The organism is Roseburia sp. OF03-24, assembly GCF_003463035.1.
GTDB lineage: Bacteria > Bacillota > Clostridia > Lachnospirales > Lachnospiraceae > Roseburia > Roseburia rectibacter.
The window spans coordinates 24492-43118 of record NZ_QSCK01000030.1; the positions used below are offsets into that span (position 1 = coordinate 24492).

The following is an 18627-nucleotide window of genomic DNA, read 5'->3' on the forward strand; positions in this document are numbered from 1 at the left end:
GGTGCAGGATTGTGTGGGAAGTGTTACTCTAAGAGGAGAAAAAAGGTAGAAATAATTTGTTTGAATATAATATAAACGCAGGTGCGGAAAATAGTTATATAATAAATTGCAGGAAGTAGAATTAAGCGAGCTATTGTGCGTATTTGAGAATGAATGGCAAAAAAATATTAAAAAACAATTTTATAGTGAACTTTTTTTACTCTGTAGTGGTTATATAAGATGTAAGACGTTTTATGATTGGAGAAAACGCTATGAAAGACAGCGAATTGATTCAAAAAGTACATAGCGGAAATAAAGAGGCAGTCGGTATTATTATTGAACGATATTATGCAGATATTTATCGCTTTTGTCTATATATGGTTCAAACAGAGGATGATGCCTACGACATTGCTCAGGAAACTTTTTTGAAATTTATGAAATATGGAACTTCCTATAAACATCATAATCTCAAAGGTTATCTCCTGACTATTGCAAGAAATATATGTTTTAATTATTTCCGGGATAAGAAAGAAAAAGTAACAGCCATCGAATGGGAGGAGATTGATAAAATTCCAAATAATAAAGATATGCTGACCGAAGCGGAGGATGCCGTTTATTTGAGAAATTTATTAAAGGAACTTTCGCAGGATACGAGGGAAGTTATTATTCTGCGTATTTATGAAGAAATGAAATTTAAAGATATTGCAAAGATTATGGGGTGCAGTGTTTCTACTACAAAGTCAAGATTTCGATTAGGTGTAAATCAGTTAAAAAAGTTAATGGAGAATGATTATGAGAGATAGCGAAATAAAGAATCTTTTTGCAAAGGCAGATGAGCAGGTTCATGTTGATGAAATAAGAAAACAAAAGACTTATTATGCAATGATTGAGGAAATGGAAAAGCAGAGAACGCCGATGATGTCTACAAAAAATATTTTGTTTCATCAATTTTGGTACATGGATAAATTGTTTTTTGCTGTTTATGGTGTCCTTATTTGTTTAGGAATTATTTTTATTACAGCATTGCAATATACCGGATTGAATCAAAATGGGATGATTACTGTATGTATGGTTGGAGCAGGTATTCTTAGCATAACGTCTATTAGTGTGATTGATAAATTGTTTTTTGGAAAAATGGCAGAGTTAGGAGAAAGCTGCTATTTCAATACAAAACAGTGTGTTGCTGCATGGCTGGTATTGTCGGGTATGATAAATGTTATGATATTGTTTTTGATAGCTGGCTATTTGAACTATCATTGGAGCGTTGGATTATTACAGGTGGGGCTGTACATTTTAACTCCATATCTAGTATCAAGTATAACTGCATTAGGAATTTTATCAATGGAAACAAGAGGAAAGAATTCATCTTTATTTGGCATGAGTGCCATCTTTTTATCAATAAGTTATGGAGTAATAGGTTCGATTCCGAGAGCACTTTTTGTAACAACTCTTTGGATATGGGCAGTAGCTTTTCTTGTGTCGGGACTTTTATTTGTAATGCAGATAAAAAAATTGCTTAGCAAAATGGAAAAAGGAGAAGTATTATGCACGAATTAAAGTTGATGGATGTACAAAAAAAATACAAGGATAAAGAAGCAGTCAGAAAATTCAATTATACATTTACAAATGGTGTGTATGGACTGTTGGGAGAAAATGGTGCGGGAAAAACAACATTAATGAGATTGATTTGTGGTGTTTTGCAGCCAACGGGGGGAAGTATTTATTGTGATAATATTGAGATAGACAGTATGGGAGCAGAGTATCGTAGGTTATTGGGCTATTTACCACAGGATTTTGGATATTATGGCGATTTTACTGCAGAACGCTTCCTGCGATATATGGCGGCATTGAAAGCACTACCGGAAGATTATGCCGATAGTCGTATTGACGAACTTTTAGATATGGTAGAGTTAAAAAATGTGAAAAAGAAAAAGCTGAAGACTTTTTCAGGAGGTATGATACGAAGAATAGGAATTGCACAGGCACTTCTAAATAATCCTGAAATTTTGATTTTAGATGAACCTACGGCAGGGCTTGATCCAAAGGAGAGAGTACGCTTTCGTAATGTGATTAGTTCACTTGGAAAAAATAGGATGGTTTTACTGTCTACACATATCGTATCTGATATAGATTATATTGCAGACCGTATTTTGATTATGAAGAATGGAGAACTGATTCAAGAAGGAACGGAGAAAGAGATTACTGACAAAGTAGAAGGATGTGTCTGGAAGTGTATTGTTTCTGAAAAAGAAGCAGGGCAGATAACCAGTAGCTTCATTGTAAGCAATATGAGAAGTAGTGGAGAAAATGTTGAACTAAGAATTGTTTCAGAAAGACAGCCGGTTGCAGGTGCAGAAAATGTGGAAAGTACACTGGAAGATGCATATCTTTATCATACACAAATGACAGGGGGAGAAAAAAATGCGACTTTATAAGATGGAGCTTTTTAAACTATTTCAAAATAAAATATTTAAAATAGGAATGTTGGCTGCGACAGGATTGCTGCTTCTGTATTTTTGGTTTACAGAGGTCGGTGGAGAAATAGCGACAGTAGATGGGAAGTTTTATTCCGGTTATGAAGCAGTGCAGATGAATCGGAAGATTACGGAAGAATTTGAAGGTGATTTGACGGATGTAAAAGTGAATCAAATAATTGAAAAATATGGTTTACCTACAAAATTTGAGGAAAATATGCCAGGGTGGAGAGATGGAAACTTTTTAAATGATTTTGTTACAAGATATTTTACCAATGGTGCATGGGAAAATGGTGTACTTCCAACGGAAAGGTATTTTCTGTGGGAAACAGAATTGGGAAAAGCTTATGATGAAATTGGGAAAACACCTTATTTGGCATATACAACGGGATGGAAGGTATTCGTTGAAATGCTTCAGTTTGGATTGATTTTAGGAAGCATATTGATTATTTGCGGGGTGTCGACCATCTTCGCAGATGAAAGCCAGACGAAAATGCTGCCATTAATTTTTAGCACGGAAGAAGGAAGAAGAAAAGATGTTCATGCTAAAATTTTGGCTTCTTTTACATTCACTATTTTCATTTTTATGTGGTTTGTGTTAGTCAATTTAGTCTTATGCTGGATGATATATGGTTTGAAGGGATTTGAAAATATATCCTGGATGGTGCTTTCTCAACATATGCTTCAACCTGTATTATTTTTGAAATATCTTGGCATTTTATTAGGATTAGCTTTTCAGGCGCTTTTATCGTTATGCGCCATTACACTATGCGTTTCTGCATATCAGAATAGCTCTTTTGGCGCAGTAATTATTGCGGCTGTATGTTGGGGACTTCCTGTATTGATAAGGATGTTTTTCGGGGGAATCATATGGCTTATAGTAGATTCTATGCCGATTTTTCTTGTCATGACGGGAATTGTAAATGACATATATGAGATATGGTATATTGTACTGGGAATAAATATTTGTTTTGCCATAGGGTGTTTGGTAAAAGGATTGGTATCTTATAAGACAAAACAATTTGCATAAAAATAATTGGCTTGTACAGGATGTGAAATGGGGTGATCATTTGGGAAGATTTTAATTCTATCATTTGAGGATGGAGAAGAGCATATTTTCAATCGTCTTTTGTCATATGCTAATGAAGAAATAGAAGTTCTGAAACATGATGACTTCTGTAAAGAAAAACTTCATTTTGAAGGACTTTGTATTGACAAGTTTAAGCGGATTGTGGTTCGTGACGGAAATGAGATTGAACTTACATATACAGAATTTGAAATTTTATTGTTGTTGGCTCAAAATGCTGGAATAGTATTCAGCAAAGAGCAGATATATAATAGCGTTTGGAAAGAGCCATATTTCGGTGATTACAACATTGTTATGAGCCATATTCGCAATATACGGGAAAAGATAGAGGATAATCCAAGCAAGCCAATCTACATACAGACGGTTTGGGGTGTTGGATATAAATTAAATGAAAAGCTAAAATGTGCAGGTATAGCAGAGAGTTTGTAATATCTGTTTTTAGTAGTGTTGCTAATGTGGAATGCATTGATAAGAATAGAACTTTATGCGGATTTTAAATCCCCATTACGTAAAAAAGTTCACTTTACGGTCATTTTACGGATAAGGGTATAATATTAAAATAGAAAGCTGTAAAATTCCACGTTGAATTTTACAGCTTTCTTGCATATAATATATATGTAAATGAAGAAGCTATATCAAGGAAAGGAAGTTGATTTTGTGCCGAATATATTACCTGTATCAGATTTAAGAAATTATAATGAAGTGTTGAAAAATTGTCAGGTTGGAGAACCCGTGTTTTTGACGAAAAATGGCAGAGGCAAGTTTGTGGTTATGGATATTGAGGACTATGAGCGTGAAAAGGCGGAGAAAAAGCTGTTGATGAAGCTACAGGAAGCAGAAGAAGCCGTTAAGGATGAAAGTGCCTGGATGAGTTTGGATGAACTGAAGAAATCTGTCGGGGTATAGCCTATGATGAAATTGCGGATTAACCCTATTGTGGCAGAGGACTTGAAGAACATTAAAGAGTATATTGCGGAAGACAATGAAGAAATGGCAGTAAAGACCATTCAGGAGATATATGCTCGAATTGAGAATATACAGCAATTTCCGTATATGAGAGCTGATCTTGCTAAGAGGGTCAGCTTCCGGACGGATTATAAATATGTGATTTGCGGGAATTATGTTGTGCTGGATAAGATTGGAAAAGAGTATGTGGGGGTTTATCGGGTTGTGAATCGGTATCAGGATATTACGAAGATATTTTAGATAAGAGTTAAAATGATAAAGGGAACAGCTTATGCAAGTTACGTATATAGGGTTAAGTGAATATTTTCAAAGATGTATTCTGAAAGCAAAAAGAAAAGGATATTTCTTGATTATATCCTTAATTGCAAGGTATTCTGATGCACAAGATCTTTATGAAAAATTAGAAAAAGATTGGGCATCGTTGAATGATTTAACAGGTGATAAGATTTTATTCGTATTTTCAACACCTAAAGCTAGAAAAAGAGCATCTTTTTTTCATATACCAGAGAAAGAACCCTATGAAGGAGTAATGTGTCCATTTATCGAGTTGTTGAATGGAAGGGGTGTAGAGGATAATAACGGTTCATTTGAATTTCAATATGGTGGCTATAATAAAATTGATTGGAAACAAAGACATTCACAGACAATTACAGAATTTGCTATGAATTATAATATATTGGAGAAAGAAATTCCGTGTTTGTTTTTGTATGACTTAATTGGAAATAGATATAAGGTAATACCTGTAGGACAAAGTACGGATATTTATGTGATGATAAAGGCTATGGTTGAGGAGATAGCGGAATATAGAAAAAAGTGTGTAAATATTGAAGGGCAATTAGAAAAGTATAGAAAAATTGAGGAATATTATTGTTTATATGAGAAGCTGGAAAACGAGGCAGAGAAGGAAAATTCAAAACAATGTGTAGCTATTCGAAAGGTACTTCGGGAGGTGCAATCGTATAAGGAAGTTAAAGATGACATTTTCGACTCTAGAATAAAAAAGGATTTGAAGAGGATTGGACAATGGAAAAGACAATATTTTAGTTCCTTTGAAAAGGATGATGCTAATAAAAAGCATTATCTGGAGTTGAAAAAGAAAGAACGGAACATTGAAAATGAATTTAATTCAATATGGGATAATTTAGAAAATGTAATAAAGGAAAGGGGAAGAGAAAGAAGAGAGAATAGTAAAGTAACAATATTACATGATTTATTGTCAGCATGTGTCAAATTGCAGTCAAATTCTACATATTTTGCAATATCAGAAAATCAAAGAAATGACTTTGTAAGAGATTTACTAAAAATGGCGAAGTATGATGTGATAGATCAAACCAGAAGAGGAATATCGTCTACTGAAAAATGTGCTGGAGAAGTTGATATTTTAATTGAAGAAGATGGTTCGCCTGTAACTATAATCGAAGCATTAAATTTGGATAGTCTTAATACCCATTACTTGGATAGGCATATAGACAAAATCTACAGATACGATACTGTTGGAAATATGTTTAACATAATATTGTCATATGTTAGTGTATCCAATTTTAGTAAGTTTTGTGAGAAATATTTCAAGTACATAAAAGAACATCAGTATCTTTATCCGTTACTTTCAGCTGATGATAGTTTTAGGGTTGAGAATTTTCCATACTCAGATATTCGAGTAATGAAAACTGTACATAATAGAAATGGTTGTGATACTGTTTTGTATCATGTCTGCGTGTTGATTAGACAATAAAGAGTGGGATGAGAGATTGAACTAAGTTTAGTATAAGGAACAGCTTGAAATACTTGTTGAATGCTATATAGAAATAGAGGTATAATGATGTATATATAAGGAATATTGCCAATATTAGAGAATATATTAAGCTATTGAATTTTTTTATCTATGAGTTATTTGGAGTGCATTATAAGTTGGAAAGAATTCTATAATTATGGATATACTATAATGTATATGAAAAGGAGTTAAAGAGATGTATGCATATATGACGTCGAATGTCCGTAATTATAATGAATTGCAAGTTTTTCTAAAAAATTGTCATGATAAAAAAACGATGGAGATAGAGATAATTGATAAGATTCGTTTGACGAATATTGAATTGAATTTATTTTTAAGTGATTTTAAAGGGAACCAAAAATGGTTATTTCCCTATTTGGATAAAATGCGAGTGGTTAATTTAGGTAAATGGAATTGCGTGCTGATATTATCAACAGAGGTTCCTATAGTAGTTTATTCAAATATGTGTTTGTATGCACAGTATGTTGGAATATTAAAATGAGGATGGTGGGTACTGAGGATGAGTCAATTTAGTTATATTGATATATTTGCTGGTTGTGGAGGTCTTTCTCTTGGATTGCATAATGCAGGATGGAAAGGCCTATTTGCTATTGAAAAAAGTAAAGATGCCTTTGAAACATTGAAATATAATTTGATTGATACAACGCAACATTTTGGTTGGAATGAATGGCTACCACAAACAGAACACGATATAAATGAGGTAATTAGTAAATACAGAAGTGAGTTGGAAAAACTTGCCGGAACTGTTACTTTGGTTGTTGGAGGACCACCATGCCAAGGCTTCTCTATGGCGGGACAGCGTAAGAAGAATGATATTCGAAACACACTGAGCGATTCATATATAGAATTTATAAGTATTGTGAAACCTAAATTTTTAGTTTTTGAAAATGTTCAGGGATTTACAATTGGTTTCAAAGACGAAAATGAAAAAAAGGGTGTTCCTTACTCAGTGATTTTGAAGGGAAAATTGGGAAAACTGGGATATAGTGTAGAGGGTAAAATGATAGATATCTCGGAATTTGGAGTACCGCAGACCAGAAAGCGTTATATTATGGTTGGTGTTTTACAAGGAAAACCAGAAATGTTTTTTGATATACTTTATAAGAGAAAAAATGATTTTTTGAAAAAGAAGGGGCTAAATGAAAAGGTATCAGTGGGAGAGGCCATTGGGGATTTGTTAAAAGAAAATGGAACATTACCGACGCCGGATTTTAAGAATTATGTGTCTGGCGTTTATGGAGAGATACAAAGTAATTATCAAAAACTGATGAGAAAAGGCTTGGATAATATGGAAGGATGCGTAGCAGATAGTCATAGATTTGCTAAACATTCTGAAGAAACTAAGCGGATGAATGAGGAAATGCTACAAAAGTGTCCCAAGTTAAAGCGGGTAACTCCAAAAGATAATTTGATTAAAAACTTAAGAAAACGGGGGGTTACGGTTTTAGATGAAAGTAAAGCGGCACCAACTGTTACAGCGCATCCGGATGATTTTGTTCATTATTGTGAACCTAGAATATTGACTGTGCGAGAATCGGCGCGAATACAAAGTTTCCCAGATAGCTTTCAATTTAAAGGAAAATATACTACGGGTGGTCAGTTAAGAAAAATAGAAGTACCTCGTTGTACACAAGTTGGAAATGCCGTTCCACCTTTATTTGCAGAACAAATAGGAAATGCTTTAATGGAGATGATGAAAAATGGAATTACAGAATCGGAAAAATCTACAATTTAGAGTTAGTACAGCTTTAAAAAGCATTATTGGTAAAGATTTAATAAATGATAAATACATAGCAGTATTTGAACTGGTAAAGAATGCATATGATGCAGGGGCTAAGCGAGTAGATATTATATTTGAAAATGTAAATACATTAAATTCTAAGCTGATCATTAAAGATGATGGTAAAGGAATGGATTTGCCTGACATAAGGGATAAATGGCTTTTTATTGCCTATTCAGAAAAAAAGAAAGAAAATAGAAAAGAGGTTTTAAATAAAAATACAGACAAAAAAGATTATAGAGAACATTTTAAAAGGGAGACAGCGGGAGCAAAAGGGGTAGGAAGATTTTCGTGTGACCGTTTGGGAGCAAAGGTAAATTTAAAATCAAAAACAAAAGACGATGAAAATATTAATTGTTTATGTATAGATTGGAGTAAATTTGAAATTAATGATGAACGTGAAATAAAGGAAGTAAAGGTTCCTTATTTTACGGAACAATCAGATGGATTTGAGCAGGGAACGGTGCTTGAAATTTGCGAATTGAGAGAACCATGGAAGAGAGCAGATTTTCTTGCATTAAAACGGGCATTAATGAAATTAATTAATCCTGAAAATGATTTGGCTGATGATATATTTGAAATTTATTTAAGCGTCGCAAGCGAATTGAACGCAGATCGTGGAGTGAAGAGAGATAATGAAAAGGTAAATGGAAAAATAAAAAATGATATCATTGAAAAATTAGGATTAAAAACAACTAATATAGAAGTGGAAATTTCGGAAGATGGCCAGACTATAAAAACTGAACTATGGGATAGAGGAGAGTTCATTTTCAAGTTTGAGGAAAAAAATTATAAATATATTGAATTAAAAAATATCAAGTTTAAATTACTTTATCTAAACAGAAGTGCAAAATATAATTTTTCGCTTGTTATGGGAATAACTCCTGTTAACTATGGGTCTGTAATGGTATATAAGAATGGTTTTAGAATATACCCTTATGGTGAACCGGGAGAAGATTTGTTTTATATAGATAGGAGAAAAAGCCAGGGACGAAATCGTTACCTAGGAACACGAGATATTATAGGAAGAATATTGATATTAGGTGAAAATGACGAGTTTATGGAAACCACAAGTCGGGATGGTGGTTTTGTCCTAAATGATACCGTGAATAAATTTTATGACTTTTTTACAAGAAGAGTTCTTAGAACATTGGAAAAGTATGTTGTTGATGTAATAGATTGGGGAGACCCAGAAAAAAAAGATTATGAACAAGGGGTAGAGCAGGGACTCTTACCCAGAGATGTAGGAGATAAGATCCTAGAACAATTTGCTGGTTATAGTAGTGCTAAAAGAAAAGAATTGATTTCATTTGAGTATAATAAATCTCTTATAGAGAAGATGAATGAAAAGAAGTCTGACGGTATAGAAGCTTCTGTACAGAAGCTTATTAGCATTGCGAACAAAACAGAAAATGAAGTGTTGTCAGAGTTGGCAGATAAAGTAAAGCGTGATACATATAAAATATTACAACAAAAAAGAGAAACAGACGTTGAATTAGAGAATACACAAGATAAGTTGGAAGCCGCACATAAAGAAATAAATTTGAGAAAACAGCAAAATTATTTTTTAGAGCAGGCTGTGAATAAGAACGAGAAATTTTTATTGAGTGGGATGCATTTAAGTTTAACATATTCTGAAGGGGCAAAGGGAAGTATGCTTGACTTAATGGATGCTCTCCGCAGAAAGCATGCAGATGATGAAGAAGTGCAACAGTATATATCGGAGATTATGATTAATATACAGAAAATTAATAAGGTCTCAGAATATGCTATTAAGGGCAATTTTAATTTAAAGTCAACAGAAGAAGAAAATGATATTAGAGATTTTATCATTCAGTATGTAGGAATGTCAAAATATAAGGGCATAGATATACAATTTGATTCAGATACGAACGAAAAATATTTGTGCATATTTGATGTTTCGTCTGTAGGTATAATTGTTGATAATATTGTAAGTAATGCAAAAAAGGCCGCTGCATCTATATTGCATATTAAGTTTTCCAATGAAGAGAATGGCATCTGTATTAATTTTTCTGACAATGGTAGAGGTTTGGATCCATTGATAGAAGACCCTTATTCGATTTTTGATTTGGGAATGACAACTACCAAAGTGCAAGGAGGAAATGGAATTGGACTAAATCATGTTAAATTACTGGTTGAAGACATGAATGGACATGTTGAGATAAATCAACAATGTCAAGTAGGCTTTGAATTAATAGTGAGGATCAAAAGATGAATGTAAACTTTAAAGTTTTATGGTTTGAAGACGAAATGGGTTGGAGACCTTCTTCAGAAAGAAGTATGAAAAAGATAATAGAAAGTCATAATCTTGTACCCATTATTACTTGGAAAAAAGGTGACGAGGGAGATGCTGAAGAAGAATTAAAAAAAGAGTATGATTTAATTCTTATGGATTATGAACTTAGGGGAACCATGGGTAATATATTAATAAAGAAATTGCGTCAATTTGATATTTATACAGATGTAGTATTCTATTCTGGCAATTATAATAAAATGGTTAAGGCGCTTTATAATATTGATGAAAAAGGAATGAATATTGAACCTGTTGATGGGATTTATTTTTCGGATAGAAAAAGGGAAGAATTATTTCCTAAGCTACAAAAAGTAGTAGACAAAGTGGTTAGACGAATGCAGGATATTGTCAATTTGCGAGGAGTGGTATTGGATAATGTTAGTGGTTTTGAAAATCAAATGCAAAATATACTAGTTCTTACAGCTAATAAGTTTTCACAGGCTCAAATTAAGAGTTTGAATGAATATACCAAAAATAAACTCATAGTGCCAGCAAAAAACGAGTATATAAGAAAGATAGATGAAATTGAAAGTAATCCAGAAGCATTAAAGGCGATTATTAGTGCACCAGACTATTTTTTGGATTCATATAAAAAGGCTCGCTTGGTTGGAAGGGTAATAAAAATTTTAGTTGATGAGTATGGCTTGGTAATAGACAAAAAATATAACAAATTTGCAGAAGTATATTATAATGAAATTATTAAGTATAGAAATGCATTGGGACATGCAATGCGTAGTAATGAGCATGCAGATAGAGAAGTTTTTATTGGTGAGATAGATAAAACTCCACTTATTTTTACTGAAGACTTATTTAGACAAATGAGAGCAAGTCTAAATGAATATCAACAAGTAATTAATCTTGTGGAAAACTCATTTAATCAAATCTGAGATATTTTTAGAGAAGTATATAATTGATACAGGCAATGAAGAAATGCCGTGAATGTGAGTTGATATATAGTATAAATATTCATTCATCGAAATTGTCAGACAATCACTCGATACACGTGATATACAACCGACCTCAAAACCCCGATAAATCTGCGGACATCTTAGAAGATGCCATGTTAGCTCAGGGTGTTTGCTAATCAATTAGCAGATAAGTCCCGATTACAGCTAAATAACGATTGAGAAATGTCCCCGTATATTGCTGGAAACGGTAGTATACGGGGGTTTTATTTGTATTAGGGGTAGCTAGTGCAGATGTTGTAATTATGCACAAAATTTTCAGAAAAGAATTTGCTTTGTTTGACATAAAAAGACGGTGTTCATATAATAATAGTACCCAGACAGATAAATCTGTCTGGGTGCGCTGACACCTTAAAAATCTGACATTTTAGCCAGTTCGTAGGCTGGCAGGTTGGGGAGCAACAGAAAAACTCCACAGTTAAGCCGCACATGGAGAGGCGGACGGTTGGCAGACAACCGAAAATCAGCATTAAAAGAAAAGAGAAAAGGTTGTCCGAAAGGGCAGCCTTTTTCAAGTTAATGGGGTATGGATGGCAAAGTATGACAAGAAAGCAGCTTTAAAGATTATGATAGAAGCTGTAAAGCAATACGAAGAAAAACTGAATGATAAACAGTTTCTAATCATATATCGGGAAAGGAAAGATATAAAGACAGTAAATGTAGGATTTCGGGATATGAACTTTTTACATATGACTGGTGTGAAAACAAGATTGTCTGCACAACAATTTTATGCGGCTTGCCTGGAATCAAAACTTTCTGAGTATGATTTTGAAATTGATAATAAAGGAAAAGTGCAACAGAAATTAATGGTGTTACCATATCTGGCGAAGAACCAGAGTATGCATGAACTTAGGGTAAGTGATGAAATATTTGAAATGATTTTAGTGGATGAGGAATGAAAATAGTAAGGTTATAACTCCCTTGTTGTCCAACCCCCGAAATGGTAGTATAATCAAAATACACAAATCAATAAACAAATGGGGGCAACACATATGAACATTTTATTTTTTCTGACACCGAAGGAGGACGTAGCACATGTGGAAGAAACGGACACCATGCGTCAGGTGCTTGAGAAAATGGAACATCATGGTTATACAGCTATTCCGCTGCTTAGCGTGGAAGGAAAATATATCGGTACGATCACAGAAGGAGATTTACTATGGTTTTTAAAGGACCGCAATTTCCCGGATCTGAAACTGCTTGAGGATATGCCGATCACGTCGATCGAGCGTAGAAGGGATAATCAGGCGGTAAAGATCGATGAATCCATGGAGAATCTGTTTGACAAGGTAATGAACCAGAACTTCGTTCCTGTTGTAGATGATAAAAGGGTATTTATCGGAATCGTAACCAGAAAAGATGTTCTGGCATACCTTGGAAAGAAAGCGGCTGCTCAGGCGTAATGATAAACCGTCCGTTTGCGGCGCTGATAAAAAATCGATAAAAACAGTGTCACAAACTCTGCCACCGGGATTGCGAGCCACACACCGGTCACATCCCAAATGACTGGCAGTGTGAGGAGTGACAGCAGGATAAAAACAAAGGTTCTTGTAAAGGATATGATTGCCGAGGTTTTACCGTCTGAGAGTGCCGTAAAGAGAGCGGATGAAAAAATGTTATAACCGCTGAACAAAAAGGTCACACAGAATACCGAAAAACCGCTGACGGCAAGGTCATAAGTCGCTGTTTTTCCACCCACAAACAAAAGTACGATCGGCTCGGAGAGCAGGTTACAGCAAATAGTAATTATAATAGAAGAAACGATCACGAAGCGTCTGCAGATTTTGCAGACGCTTTTCAGTCCGCCTGTATTTTTTGCACCGTAATTGTAACTGATCACAGGTGCAACACCCATGGAAAATCCAAGAAAAAGCGCATTAAATAAAAATTGGGAATAAAGCAGTATCGTGATTGCGGCAACACCGTTTTCGCCGGCAAGGCGCAGCATGATTTTGTTAAATGCATAAGTAATCACAGCGTTTGCAATATTCGTTACCATCTCGGATGCACCGTTAAAACTTGCAGTAGAAAGGACACTTCCATGAAAATGAAATTTTGTAAAATAAAGATCTCCCCTGACAAAGAAAAAGTAGAAGAGTCCCACGACTGCAGGTATGAGCTGACCGATACCGGTAGCTAAGGCGGCACCCTCAATGCCAAAGCCGAGAGGCGATAAAAATACATAGTCCAACACGGCGTTTGCGATGCCGGCACTGATAACTAACGTCATGCCAATGTGCGGTTTTCCCGCTGTCACGAAGAACGTCTGGAACAGGCTCTGCAGCATGCACGCCGGGGCAAATAAAACAACGGTAAAAAGATATGCCTTGCAGTTTGCAAGTAATGAATCATTTGCACCGAGAGCGCGGCAGATTGGCTCTAAAAATAAAATCGTCAGTATCAGGATGACAACACTCGCCACAACACCGGTAAACACGAGCATGGAAAAGTTATCTTTTGCTTCATCGTCTTTCCCTTCGCCCATTTTCTTTGCAACGACGGCGCTTCCTCCGGTTGCGAGCATGACGCCGATGGCGAGTACGATATTGATGACCGGATAGACGATATTGACTGCGGACAGCGCATTATCTCCAAGAAAGCGCGAGATAAAAATCCCGTCCGTGATTGTATAACAGGACATGAGTACCATCATGACCATGGATGGTAATGCGAATTTTAATAAAGTGACAGGTGTGAATTCCTGACCAATGGACTGTGCCATAATGGGTTCCTCCTTTGAAATATTTTTAAATGTTGTGTCAGCGCGGATGGAAATTGCGGTTTTGAGACACAAATGCTATCATAAACTATATTGTTACCATATAGTCAAGAACTTTTTTCGTGAGGGGAGATTAAAAGTGGACAAAAGTCAATATCTGACAACTGGTGAGCTTGCAAAGCTCATGCACGTCACCAAAAACACTTTATTTCATTATGATAAGATCGGCTTGTTTTCGCCGGAGATCGTGCTTGATAACGAGTACCGTTATTATTCGATCCATCAGATCGAAGTGCTCGAAGCGATCATTATGCTAAAGGAACTTGGTATGTCTTTAAAAGAGATCCAGGCCTTTTTAAGTGACCGGACTCCGGAAAAATTATTGGAGCTGTTTGAAAAAGAGGAACAGATTCTGACAGAAAAAATCCGGCTGTTAAAGGATCGCAGGCAGTGGATGGAAGAAAAAAGAAAAAAAGTCAGGGGATATCTGGACAAGGCGCCGGATGAGATATTTATCTGTGAAAAACCGGGCAGATATTATCTGATGGATGCATTTTTAGACGTTTCGGAATCAGAATTTGCGGAGCGCACAGCGGAACTGATCAATTTTTATGAGAACAACAGCAAAAGCATCTGTTATGAGATTGGTTACATCCAGTATGCAAAAGATGTCAGACGGCAGATCTATGCAAATTACAGCAACGTAATATTGCTGATGAAACATAAGCCGGGCGGCATGTCCTGCCATTTTATGCCTGCGGGGAAATATCTGACAACTTATTTTAAAGGGCACTGGAGAAACATCGGGGAGGCTTACCGGAAACTTCTTGCTTATGCAGATGAACATCAGATTACACTGGCGGAAGAGTTCCTGGAAGTTTACACGGTGGATCAGCTGATGGCGGAGACGGTGGAGGAGTATGTGACGGAGATATCGGTGCGCATCTGCGGGGGAGATATGGATGAACTGTGAAGACTGCTGTTTCACTTAATCATAGAGTGTTCGCAGAACGTGTATTTTATGGTTGGAAATATGGAAGATTTTCTTAATTTAGACGAAGGTTTAACAAAAACAAAATGAGATAAGATATAATAAGACTGCCGAGCGAAGCGAGTATAAGGCATATAGCATGAAAAACTATCTGTGTATGTCCATTATCACAAAAAAATTCTCAAAAAACGCGGATTTAAGGGAAAATTATGGGTATTTTCCGAGCAAAATTTTCATATATACCCAAAAGGTAAAAATGAATCGTGATTGAAAGGAAAAATGATGGAAAAGAGGAGGCAAAATATGAAACGAACAAGTGTAACACGGAAAATGGCATTGATTTTAGCAGCGATAGTTCTTATGACAGCATCAGGCTGTGGCAGGCGGGAAAATGCTGATAAAGAAGACAATAATATTACCATATATAAAAGCAATGAAAATGCAGATGGTTTTGACACAGAAACGGTATCGCTCGATGCGCTTACACCGGAAAATATCATGGCTGAGCTGATCGATGCCGGTGTGGTTCCGTCGGATGTGAAAGTGCTTGATTTTAAACAGGAAGAGGATACCATAACGCTTGATCTGTCGAAAACATTTGAGGAATATATAAATCAGATGGGAACAGCAGGAGAGTACGCGACAGTTGGAAGCGTAGTCAATACTTATCTGGACGCCTATGATGCCAAGGCAGTGTCTCTTCTGGTGGAGGGAGGAACCTGGAGCACCGGGCATGCAGAGTATGAGACTCTGCAGGGGAGGTATACATACGATGCGCAGGAGTAAAATAACAGGTTTGCTGCTTATCATGGGAATGTTTTTGGCAGGATGTGGAGCAAATAGCAGATCCGCCGGTATAGAGGAAGATGCCGTGATGCAGGAGCTGTATGATCGAAGTGAGATTGCAAGAGGATACACAGATCCAATTTTTCAGGAGTATTTAGATCAATATGATTCGGATTGTGAGATCAAAGAGACGTCGTTTGGTTTCGAACCTGCCGAAACACCGGCACAAGCGCAGTATTTTGTGGAATATCAGTACAGTAATGGTGTCAGCGACGATTTGAAATATTTTTATCAGGTTCAGGTGGATGACAATCACAAATGCATCGTTTTAAAAGAAGGGGAAGGTCAGGCAGAGATGGAAACATCGACAGAGGACGCGGAGATAGAATGGCTGACACAGTAAAAGGAAGTGTGCAGCCATCCTAATCCGATATTTCATCATAAGAATAAATAAATTCTGTTATTTCGCAGCCTTATGACCGGAATCTGCGACCATATTTTCCGCATAATCGAGAGCTTCCACAATATTCGGAAGGAAATGTTCTTCCCCGATCAGCTCGATAAAGTGATCTTTTTTCATAACGGACATCGGCTGTTCGTTGACATGTGAGAAGATCAAAGTGATATGTTTTTTCTTCGCACGGGCAGCAAGGTCACGCAAGGAACGCATTGCACTCGCATCGATTGCCGGAACACTTCGCATACGGATAACGATGACTTTGGTTGACTTGTCACTGGTAATTGTAAGAATTTCATCGGCTGCGGCGAAAAACAGCGGTCCACTGATCTCAAATACACGGATTGAGTGTGGAATGTCGCGCATTTTCTCGGCTTCGCCAGGGGTCACATCCGGCTCATCTGCATATTTCCAGGCAGTGACATCGGCAGTTTCTGCCATACGTTTCATAAATAAAAGTGCGGCAAGTACGACACCGACTTCGATGGCAACGACAAGGTCAAAAAATACAGTCAGGAAAAATGTTGCAACAAGTACGATCATATCACTCTTTGGAGCAGTTTTGCACAGATGGAAAAAGGAAGTCCAGTCTGCCATGTTCCATGCAACGACTAAAAGCACTGCGGCTAATGTTGTCATAGGAATTAGGGAAGCAAGCGGCATTAAAACAACTAAAATAATGCTTAAAGTGATACAGTGTGTGATACCTGCGATCGGGGTACGTCCGCCGTTTCTTACGTTTGCAGCAGTACGGGCAATCGCTCCGGTAGCAGGGATTCCGCCAAACAGGCCGGAAAAAATATTTCCAAGTCCCTGACCGATCAGTTCGGCATTTGACTTGTGGGTGTCACCGATCATACCATCAGATACGACTGCGGAAAGCAGGGATTCAATACCGGCTAAAATCGCGATCGTAAATGCCGGGGAGATCAGTTCCTGTACCAATTTATAGCTGAATGCCGGCATGTGGAAAGACGGAAATTCGGAGGAAAGTTCTCCGTAAACACTTCCGATCGTGTTGACCGGCAGTTTAGCAAAATAAACGATGGCAGTCGTCACGATAATTGCAATCAGGGATCCCGGCAGTTTGTCAGTTACTTTCGGCCACAGAATTAAAATCACAAGTGCAACGGCACCGATTGCGACGGTAACCGGATTGATGGTTGTGATATTTGCCGCATAGGCGCCAAGTTTTTCAATAAATTCAGAAGGAACAGCACCCATATCAAGTCCAAGAAAATCTTTGATCTGTCCGACAAACAGGGTGACTGCGATACCACAGGTAAAACCTGTCGTGATCGTATAAGGAATATATTTGATCAGGGAACCAAAATGGCAGAGACCCATAATACATAAAATGATACCTGCCATGATTGTTGCGACAATCAGTCCGTCTGTACCGTAAGTGGTCACGATGCCATAGATGATAACAACAAATGCGGCGGTCGGCCCACCAATCTGGACACGGCTTCCTCCGAAAAAGGAAATAAAAAATCCGGCAACGATCGCAGTGTAGAGTCCCTGTGCCGGACCGACACCGGAAGCGATCGCAAGTGCGATAGAAAGTGGAAGAGCAATGATCGCCACAATGATACCAGAAAGGATATCTTTGATGAGCTGCTCTTTTGTGTAGCCCTTCATTACGTCAAATAGTTTTGGTCTTAGTTCGTTCATAGGTCTTTTGTACTCCAATTCTTTCCTAAGTATAAAAAGTATTAAAAATTTATAAAAACGCAAGTTAAAATTTTAGCATGTTCTTAACATGATTGCAAGGTGAATGGCGCAAAAAAGTAATTCATGATATAATGAGCGCAACATCATAAAATTACGAGTTTTTATAATCTAAATAAGGACTAATATGGAACAGAAAAATTCCTACGAAAAAATATATGACATTGTAAAACAGATTCCACGCGGTACGGTTGCAACCTATGGACAGGTGGCAGCGCTTGCGGGCAACAAAAGGTGGGCCAGGGTGGTCGGCTATGCGCTGCATGTAAATCCGGATCCGGAGGGAATCCCGTGTTACCGGGTAGTAAACCGTGAGGGGAGAGTTTCGGAGGCCTTTGCATTTGGTGGCGAAAACAGGCAGATCGGACTTTTGGAAGCGGATGGCATAGAGGTAAAAGACGGGTTTGTTGATCTTTCAAAATATCAGTGGCGCAAAGAGATATTTTAACGAATACTTTAATTCCTATTGACATGGTATGAATAGTCGGATATACTTCTAATACGATGATAAAAGAATCGTTTATTCATAAGTTTGCGGCTGAGCTGCATCCGCAAGCCTAAAATATGAAAAACAGCGCAGAAATGA

At 36.8% G+C, this 18627-nt stretch carries 20 protein-coding genes; 18 read left to right on the forward strand and 2 right to left on the reverse strand.

Going from position 1 to position 18627, the window contains the following annotated elements; genetic code table 11:
• Positions 1-251: 251 nt before the first annotated feature.
• The 14 genes from DXA60_RS14390 (at position 252) to DXA60_RS14455 (ending at position 12760) form a co-directional block, all read left to right on the forward strand.
• On the forward strand, positions 252-782 hold the full coding sequence (locus DXA60_RS14390) for an RNA polymerase sigma factor (RefSeq protein WP_117922057.1): 531 nt from the start codon (positions 252-254) through the stop codon (positions 780-782).
• On the forward strand, positions 772-1536 hold the full coding sequence (locus DXA60_RS14395) for a hypothetical protein (RefSeq protein ID WP_243006903.1): 765 nt from the start codon (positions 772-774) through the stop codon (positions 1534-1536). Before DXA60_RS14390 ends, DXA60_RS14395 begins: the two co-directional genes overlap by 11 nt.
• Positions 1524-2414, forward strand: coding sequence for an ABC transporter ATP-binding protein (locus DXA60_RS14400; protein WP_117922059.1), 891 nt, complete (start codon positions 1524-1526; stop codon positions 2412-2414). The genes DXA60_RS14395 and DXA60_RS14400 overlap by 13 nt, the downstream gene beginning before the upstream one ends.
• Positions 2401-3483 carry an ABC transporter permease gene (locus tag DXA60_RS14405; RefSeq protein WP_117922060.1) on the forward strand — a complete coding sequence of 361 codons (1083 nt, stop codon included), beginning with the start codon at positions 2401-2403 and terminating at the stop codon, positions 3481-3483. Before DXA60_RS14400 ends, DXA60_RS14405 begins: the two co-directional genes overlap by 14 nt.
• A 99-nt stretch (positions 3484-3582) precedes the next feature.
• Positions 3583-3969, forward strand: coding sequence for a winged helix-turn-helix domain-containing protein (locus tag DXA60_RS14410; RefSeq protein WP_006855282.1), 387 nt, complete (start codon positions 3583-3585; stop codon positions 3967-3969).
• A gap of 228 nt (positions 3970-4197) precedes the next feature.
• Entirely contained in the window at positions 4198-4446 is a 249-nt protein-coding gene (locus DXA60_RS14415) for a type II toxin-antitoxin system prevent-host-death family antitoxin (protein ID WP_044998442.1), read from the forward strand.
• A 3-nt stretch (positions 4447-4449) separates the two neighbouring features.
• Entirely contained in the window at positions 4450-4746 is a 297-nt protein-coding gene (locus DXA60_RS14420) for a type II toxin-antitoxin system RelE/ParE family toxin (RefSeq protein ID WP_117922061.1), read from the forward strand.
• A gap of 31 nt (positions 4747-4777) precedes the next feature.
• The gene (locus DXA60_RS14425; RefSeq protein WP_117922062.1) at positions 4778-6238 is read left to right on the forward strand and encodes a hypothetical protein; all 1461 of its coding nucleotides are present in this window, start codon (positions 4778-4780) and stop codon (positions 6236-6238) included.
• A 235-nt stretch (positions 6239-6473) separates the two neighbouring features.
• Positions 6474-6779: a hypothetical protein gene (locus tag DXA60_RS14430; RefSeq protein ID WP_006858887.1), complete on the forward strand. Its 306-nt coding sequence runs from the start codon at positions 6474-6476 to the stop codon at positions 6777-6779.
• 18 nt (positions 6780-6797) lie between these two features.
• The gene (locus tag DXA60_RS14435; RefSeq protein ID WP_117922063.1) at positions 6798-8033 is read left to right on the forward strand and encodes a DNA cytosine methyltransferase; all 1236 of its coding nucleotides are present in this window, start codon (positions 6798-6800) and stop codon (positions 8031-8033) included.
• On the forward strand, positions 7999-10314 hold the full coding sequence (locus tag DXA60_RS14440; protein WP_006858885.1) for a sensor histidine kinase: 2316 nt from the start codon (positions 7999-8001) through the stop codon (positions 10312-10314). The genes DXA60_RS14435 and DXA60_RS14440 overlap by 35 nt, the downstream gene beginning before the upstream one ends.
• Positions 10311-11279 carry a response regulator gene (locus tag DXA60_RS14445; RefSeq protein WP_117922064.1) on the forward strand — a complete coding sequence of 323 codons (969 nt, stop codon included), beginning with the start codon at positions 10311-10313 and terminating at the stop codon, positions 11277-11279. The genes DXA60_RS14440 and DXA60_RS14445 overlap by 4 nt, the downstream gene beginning before the upstream one ends.
• Positions 11280-11887: 608 nt before the next feature.
• A complete protein-coding gene (locus DXA60_RS14450; RefSeq protein WP_015522467.1) occupies positions 11888-12256 on the forward strand; it encodes a PBECR4 domain-containing protein in 369 nt (122 codons plus the stop codon).
• Between the two features lie 93 nt (positions 12257-12349).
• A complete protein-coding gene (locus DXA60_RS14455; protein ID WP_022112593.1) occupies positions 12350-12760 on the forward strand; it encodes a CBS domain-containing protein in 411 nt (136 codons plus the stop codon).
• Here the strand turns inward: DXA60_RS14455 and DXA60_RS14460 are convergent.
• The gene (locus DXA60_RS14460) at positions 12751-14079 is read right to left on the reverse strand and encodes an MATE family efflux transporter (protein ID WP_117922065.1); all 1329 of its coding nucleotides are present in this window, start codon (positions 14077-14079) and stop codon (positions 12751-12753) included. The genes DXA60_RS14455 and DXA60_RS14460 overlap by 10 nt on opposite strands.
• Before the next feature lie 136 nt (positions 14080-14215).
• Between DXA60_RS14460 and DXA60_RS14465 the strand changes: the two genes are divergently transcribed.
• The 3 genes from DXA60_RS14465 to DXA60_RS14475 all read left to right on the forward strand — a co-directional run bounded on the left by DXA60_RS14465 (position 14216) and on the right by DXA60_RS14475 (position 16256).
• Entirely contained in the window at positions 14216-15049 is an 834-nt protein-coding gene (locus DXA60_RS14465) for a MerR family transcriptional regulator (RefSeq protein WP_158570885.1), read from the forward strand.
• Between the two features lie 321 nt (positions 15050-15370).
• Entirely contained in the window at positions 15371-15853 is a 483-nt protein-coding gene (locus tag DXA60_RS14470) for a GerMN domain-containing protein (RefSeq protein WP_243006904.1), read from the forward strand.
• On the forward strand, positions 15840-16256 hold the full coding sequence (locus DXA60_RS14475; protein WP_117922068.1) for a hypothetical protein: 417 nt from the start codon (positions 15840-15842) through the stop codon (positions 16254-16256). Before DXA60_RS14470 ends, DXA60_RS14475 begins: the two co-directional genes overlap by 14 nt.
• Positions 16257-16313: 57 nt before the next feature.
• Here the strand turns inward: DXA60_RS14475 and DXA60_RS14480 are convergent, their stop codons facing one another.
• On the reverse strand, positions 16314-17984 hold the full coding sequence (locus DXA60_RS14480; protein ID WP_117922069.1) for a SulP family inorganic anion transporter: 1671 nt from the start codon (positions 17982-17984) through the stop codon (positions 16314-16316).
• Positions 17985-18168: 184 nt separating this feature from the next.
• Between DXA60_RS14480 and DXA60_RS14485 the strand changes: the two genes are divergently transcribed.
• Positions 18169-18489: an MGMT family protein gene (locus DXA60_RS14485; protein ID WP_117922070.1), complete on the forward strand. Its 321-nt coding sequence runs from the start codon at positions 18169-18171 to the stop codon at positions 18487-18489.
• Positions 18490-18627 lie beyond the last annotated feature (138 nt).

Excerpts from the sequence above, each read along its gene's own strand:
- DXA60_RS14390 (WP_117922057.1), top strand. The coding sequence starts at position 252 with ATGAAAGACAGCGAATTGATTCAAAAAGTACATAGCGGAAATAAAGAG.
- DXA60_RS14395 (WP_243006903.1), top strand. The coding sequence starts at position 772 with ATGAGAGATAGCGAAATAAAGAATCTTTTTGCAAAGGCAGATGAGCAG.
- DXA60_RS14400 (WP_117922059.1), top strand. The coding sequence starts at position 1,524 with ATGCACGAATTAAAGTTGATGGATGTACAAAAAAAATACAAGGATAAA.
- DXA60_RS14405 (WP_117922060.1), top strand. The coding sequence starts at position 2,401 with ATGCGACTTTATAAGATGGAGCTTTTTAAACTATTTCAAAATAAAATA.
- DXA60_RS14420 (WP_117922061.1), top strand. The coding sequence starts at position 4,450 with ATGATGAAATTGCGGATTAACCCTATTGTGGCAGAGGACTTGAAGAAC.
- DXA60_RS14425 (WP_117922062.1), top strand. The coding sequence starts at position 4,778 with ATGCAAGTTACGTATATAGGGTTAAGTGAATATTTTCAAAGATGTATT.
- DXA60_RS14430 (WP_006858887.1), top strand. The coding sequence starts at position 6,474 with ATGTATGCATATATGACGTCGAATGTCCGTAATTATAATGAATTGCAA.
- DXA60_RS14435 (WP_117922063.1), top strand. The coding sequence starts at position 6,798 with ATGAGTCAATTTAGTTATATTGATATATTTGCTGGTTGTGGAGGTCTT.
- DXA60_RS14440 (WP_006858885.1), top strand. The coding sequence starts at position 7,999 with ATGGAATTACAGAATCGGAAAAATCTACAATTTAGAGTTAGTACAGCT.
- DXA60_RS14445 (WP_117922064.1), top strand. The coding sequence starts at position 10,311 with ATGAATGTAAACTTTAAAGTTTTATGGTTTGAAGACGAAATGGGTTGG.
- DXA60_RS14450 (WP_015522467.1), top strand. The coding sequence starts at position 11,888 with ATGGCAAAGTATGACAAGAAAGCAGCTTTAAAGATTATGATAGAAGCT.
- DXA60_RS14455 (WP_022112593.1), top strand. The coding sequence starts at position 12,350 with ATGAACATTTTATTTTTTCTGACACCGAAGGAGGACGTAGCACATGTG.
- DXA60_RS14460 (WP_117922065.1), bottom strand. The coding sequence starts at position 14,079 with ATGGCACAGTCCATTGGTCAGGAATTCACACCTGTCACTTTATTAAAA.
- DXA60_RS14470 (WP_243006904.1), top strand. The coding sequence starts at position 15,371 with ATGAAACGAACAAGTGTAACACGGAAAATGGCATTGATTTTAGCAGCG.
- DXA60_RS14475 (WP_117922068.1), top strand. The coding sequence starts at position 15,840 with ATGCGCAGGAGTAAAATAACAGGTTTGCTGCTTATCATGGGAATGTTT.
- DXA60_RS14480 (WP_117922069.1), bottom strand. The coding sequence starts at position 17,984 with ATGAACGAACTAAGACCAAAACTATTTGACGTAATGAAGGGCTACACA.
- DXA60_RS14485 (WP_117922070.1), top strand. The coding sequence starts at position 18,169 with ATGGAACAGAAAAATTCCTACGAAAAAATATATGACATTGTAAAACAG.